6 protein-coding genes are annotated in these 4,439 nt (G+C 59.5%); 3 read left to right on the plus strand and 3 right to left on the minus strand.

Annotation, left to right across the window (positions count from 1 at the left end; genetic code table 11):
• On the plus strand, positions 1–97 hold a 97-nt coding region (locus PFH44_RS25140), incomplete at its 5' end, for a hypothetical protein (RefSeq protein ID WP_283826514.1).
• Positions 98–139: 42 nt separating this feature from the next.
• Here PFH44_RS25140 and araJ read toward each other — a convergent pair.
• A complete protein-coding gene (gene araJ, locus PFH44_RS25145) occupies positions 140–1,291 on the minus strand; it encodes an MFS transporter AraJ (protein ID WP_283826511.1) in 1,152 nt (383 codons plus the stop codon).
• Between the two features lie 338 nt (positions 1,292–1,629).
• On the opposite strand from araJ, the gene ppk2 reads away from it, so the two are divergent.
• Together ppk2 and PFH44_RS25155 are read left to right on the plus strand one after the other, a co-directional pair.
• Entirely contained in the window at positions 1,630–2,448 is an 819-nt protein-coding gene (gene ppk2, locus PFH44_RS25150) for a polyphosphate kinase 2 (RefSeq protein WP_045855290.1), read from the plus strand.
• 147 nt (positions 2,449–2,595) lie between these two features.
• On the plus strand, positions 2,596–3,027 hold the full coding sequence (locus PFH44_RS25155; protein ID WP_283826515.1) for a VOC family protein: 432 nt from the start codon (positions 2,596–2,598) through the stop codon (positions 3,025–3,027).
• Between the two features lie 47 nt (positions 3,028–3,074).
• On the opposite strand, the gene fdnI is transcribed toward PFH44_RS25155, so the two are convergent.
• Both fdnI and fdxH read right to left on the minus strand, forming a co-directional pair.
• Positions 3,075–3,731, minus strand: a complete 657-nt coding sequence (fdnI, locus tag PFH44_RS25160) for a formate dehydrogenase-N subunit gamma (protein WP_283826512.1) — start codon at positions 3,729–3,731, stop codon at positions 3,075–3,077.
• Positions 3,724–4,439: formate dehydrogenase subunit beta (gene fdxH, locus PFH44_RS25165; RefSeq protein ID WP_283826513.1), on the minus strand; the 716-nt coding region annotated here is incomplete at its 5' end. The genes fdxH and fdnI, both read right to left, overlap by 8 nt.

Raw genomic sequence — 4,439 nt, forward strand, 5'->3', positions numbered from 1 at the left:
CGATACCCTCGCCCAGCTCGACCTGCTGCAATCCGCGGCATTTTTCGCCTGGGCAAACCGCCTGATGCTGACCCTCGGCGAGCCGTTTACGGATTAGCTCTCCGGCCCCGCGCGCCGCACCAGGCGCGGCGCGCGACGGCTAGCGAAGGCTGCGCTGATAGCGGACGTAAATCAGCAGCGAGCTCATGGCGAGGAAGGAGAGCCCGGCGGCAGGCAGCGCAACCGAATGCCAGCCAAAGCCCCAGGTCAGCATCATTCCTCCGCACAGGGCGCCAATCGCGCTGCCGAGGTTAAAGGCAATCTGTCCCCCCGCCGCCCCCAGCATCTCCCCGCCGCGGGCGTTTTGCAGCAGCAGGATTTGCAGCGGCGCCGCGAGCGCAAACAGACCGGTACAGCAGATAAAGGCCAGCAGCAGCGCCGCCGGCTGACGATCGCCGAAGATAAACATCAGCAACAGCACCACGGCAATCATGCCGTCGGTGGCGGCGGCAATGCGCAATGGGCTAAAGCGGGCGGAAATTTTGCCGCTGAGCACGTTGCCCAGCACCATTCCCAGACCCACCAGCATCATAATAAAGACGATCGCGCCTTCGGAAAAACCGGCAACGTTAATCATAAACGGCTTGATATAGCTGAACCACGCGAAAACGCCGGCGTTACCAAACAGCGTCGCGGCAAATATCAGCCACGGTGCCGGTGATTTTAAAAAGTAAAACTGTTCGCGCAATCGCGTCGTGGCTTTATCAAACAGCGTCGGCACCCAGCGGATAATAGACAGGAAGACCGCGACGTTAAATATCGACAGGGCCATAAAGGTGTCGCGCCAGCTAAACTGGTGCCCAAGCCAGGTTCCGGCAGGCACGCCGATCAGGTTGGCCACCGTCATCCCGCCTATCATCCCGGCGACCGCCGCGGTGACTTTTCCCGGCGGGGCTATTTTCGACAGGATAATCGCGCCAACGCCAAAAAAGGCGCCGTGGGGAAAGCCGGAGACCAGCCGACCGGCCGCCAGCATGGAATAGCTCGAGGAGAAGGCAAAAATGGCGTTACCGATAACGCTGAGCGCGGCGAGAAATAGCATGATCGATTTTAACGAGAAGCGGCTCGAAACCAGCGCCATCACCGGCGCGCCGATCACCACCCCGCAGGCGTAATAAGAGATCATATTGCCGGCGACGGGAATCGAGATCCCCACGTCGTGGGCCACTTCCGGCAGGACGCCCATAATGCCAAATTCCGCCATTCCCAGACCAAAGGTGCCAAGCGCTAACGAAAAAATAGTCTTTTTCATACTTCTGAACCTTAAATAACTCAGGCCTGCCCTGGCCGCAAACGAGCGCGACGGCAGGCCGGGCAACGTGGCAAACAGGTCAATCCCGGGCGGTATAACCCTTTGTTTTTACTTTCGGTCGGCATTATTGACCATTCGGCAACCGCAGGCCAGACAAAAACGAGAAGTGACCTGTTTATCCATATAACGGCGCGATCGCTGCATGAATATCGCCTCTGGCGCTTAATTAGCGGGCGGCGCGGCTGCGGTGAATGAATATTTTCCGCCGGCCGCTGGCGCCGTTATTACACTTCATAGTAGAGCGCTGACCCGGCGCTCTACACGACGGAGAAGAGCCCATGGGAAACAAGAAAAAGAGCAAAGCCATCGATCGCGTCGGTAAAACCGAGCCGCTCGGCGAAAAAGAGTATCAAAAGGCGCTGCGCAAGCTGCACGTTGAGCTGGTCAAGCTGCAGCTGTGGGTCGTCAGCCAGGGGCTGAAGGTCTGCATCGTGTTTGAGGGGCGCGACGGCGCGGGGAAAGGCGGCACCATCAAAGCCATCACCGAGCGGGTCAGCCCGCGCGTATTTCGGGTGGTCGCCCTGCCGGCGCCCACCGAACGCGAGAAGAGCCAGCTCTACTATCAGCGCTATATTCCCTTTTTACCCGCCGCCGGAGAGATAGCGATCTTCGACCGCAGCTGGTACAACCGCGCCGGCGTCGAGCGGGTGATGGGCTTTTGTACCCCCGAGCAGACCGACAAATTCCTCGAAGGCGCGCCGATGGTCGAGCGGGCGATGGTCGAGTCGGGGATCATTTTGCTGAAATACTGGCTGGAGGTGACCCCGGAGGAGCAGGAGCGCCGCCTGCGCGACCGCATCAACGACGGGCGCAAAATCTGGAAGCTGTCGCCAATGGACATCAAGTCGTTTAACCGCTGGGACGACTATACCGCCGCCCGGGACGCGATGTTCGCCGCCACCGATACCGCCTGGGCGCCGTGGTTTGTCGCCCGTTCGGAGGAGAAGAAGCGCGTTCGCCTGAACATCATCACCCACCTGCTGGCGCAGATCCCCTACAAGAATCCGCATATCGAACCGGTAAAATTGCCCAGGCGCAAAACGGGCAAGACGAAATCTACCGAGTACCCCTTCCGTTTTATCAAGGAGCATTTCTAGCCTCTCCCGCCGGCTCCCGCATCGGCGGGAGCCTCCTGGCCCTACCCCTTTTGGCGATCGCCAATGGCACAATTCGCGCTTTACCTCAGGTTAACCTGAGGTATTACCGTTGTCGGCAGAACAAAACGACCTTACAGGAGCAGCATGATGCAGGAAGTAGACAGCGGTTTTACCCACGTCGCCTTTATGGTGCGCGATCTGCAAAAAAGTATCGATTTTTATACCCGCTACACCGCAATGCAGGTGATTCACCGGCGCTCGCCCGATCTGCCCTCCGCGCGCCACGTGGCGTGGCTGAGCGATCGCACCCGCCCGTTTGCCCTGGTGCTGGTGCAGACGGATAGCCACACCGATACCCCGCTTGGGCCCTTCGGTCACCTCGGGGTAGCCTGCGCGACGCGCCGGGAGATCGATGAAAAAACCGCGATAGCGCGCCGCGAGGGGGTGCTGCGCAGCGAGCCTGAGCAGCTCGGCGAGCCGGTGGGCTACTACGTGTTCTTTGCCGACCCGGACGGCAATACCCTCGAGCTCTCTTACGGCCAGCGGGTGGGGCTGGAGGTCATGCGCGGCGAAGGCTAAAAAAATGGCGCGACATCGGTCGCGCCATGCAGAATTCCGCGGCAGGCCTATTTTATCCCCTGCGAACTCTCTTTCTTCGCCTCCAGGCGCTCAACGTCGCGGTACCAGCGCGGGTGGTGTTTTTTCGCCCAGCGGCGGCTCACCTTGCCTTCAATCATGCCCTTAATCGACCCCTTCACCCAGAACGCCATATACATATGGATCAGGATGGCGTGGATCAGCACAATCGCCGACGCCGCGTGGATCAGCAGGCCGTAGCGGATGACCTGAATCGGGAAATAGTGCGCAAACCAGGGCCGCCAGATAATCACCCCGCTCACCAGCAGCACAAAAATCATGCTCATGATGGTCCAGAACATTATCTTCTGCCCGGCGTTATATTTCCCGACGCGCGCCACCTTATGCTCGTTGCCTTTCAGCACCTCAACAATCCCCTTCAGCCACGGAATATCCTGCTTGTCGGGAATGTTGTGGTGCACAAAACGGACGAACATAAACATCAGGGCGATAAAAATCACCACCCCGAAGAAGGGATGCAGAATGCGCCCCATCTGCGGCGTACCGAAGGTTTCCGTCAGCCACTGCAGGGTCGGGAAGAAGAACGAGATCCCGGACAGTGACACCAGAAAGAAGCAGATAACCACCGTCCAGTGACAGGCGCGGTCGATAAACTTCGTGCGCACAATCATCTTCGATTTACTCATCATGTTCCTCCTCATCATCGTCCACTTCCTTGTTCGGTCCGATACCGATGTAGTGATAGATAAGCCCGGCAAAGGTGGCGACAAAGCCCAGCGCCGAGAGCGGCTTCAGCGCCCCTTTCCACAGATTGATGCTGGTATCGATTTTCGGGTCGTTCGGCAGCTTGTGGTACAGCTCCGGCCGGTCGGCGTGATGCAGGACGTACATCACGTGCGTGCCGCCGACGCCGGCCGGATCGTACAGGCCCGCGTTGTCATAACCGCGGGTTTTCAGCTCGGCGACGCGCTCGCCGGCCAGCGCTTTCATATCCTCTTTGGAGCCAAAGTGGATAGCGCCGGTCGGGCAGGTCTTCACGCAGGCCGGCTCCTGGCCGACGGTCACGCGGTCGACGCACAGCGTGCACTTGTAGACGCGGTTGTCTTCCGGGTTCAGGCGCGGAACGTCGAACGGACAGCCGGCGATGCAGTAGCCGCAGCCGATGCACTGCTCGGACTGGAAGTCGACGATGCCGTTAGCATACTGAATGATAGCCCCTTCCGACGGACAGGCCTTCAGGCAGCCCGGGTCGGCGCAGTGCATGCAGCCATCCTTACGAATTAACCACTCCAGCCTGTCGTTTTGCTCCACTTCCGAGAAGCGCATCACCGTCCAGGATTTGGCGGTCAGATCCGCCGGGTTGTCGTACACCCCGACGTTGTGACCGACCTCAT

It is taken from the genome of Klebsiella sp. Ech2A (assembly GCF_030078455.1).
Classification (GTDB): domain Bacteria; phylum Pseudomonadota; class Gammaproteobacteria; order Enterobacterales; family Enterobacteriaceae; genus Klebsiella; species Klebsiella terrigena.

Bases quoted from the DNA above. Each gene is read 5' to 3' on its own strand.
- PFH44_RS25155 (WP_283826515.1), top strand. From the start codon at position 2,596: ATGCAGGAAGTAGACAGCGGTTTTACCCACGTCGCCTTTATGGTGCGC.
- fdnI (WP_283826512.1), bottom strand. From the start codon at position 3,731: ATGAGTAAATCGAAGATGATTGTGCGCACGAAGTTTATCGACCGCGCC.
- ppk2 (WP_045855290.1), top strand. From the start codon at position 1,630: ATGGGAAACAAGAAAAAGAGCAAAGCCATCGATCGCGTCGGTAAAACC.
- araJ (WP_283826511.1), bottom strand. From the start codon at position 1,291: ATGAAAAAGACTATTTTTTCGTTAGCGCTTGGCACCTTTGGTCTGGGA.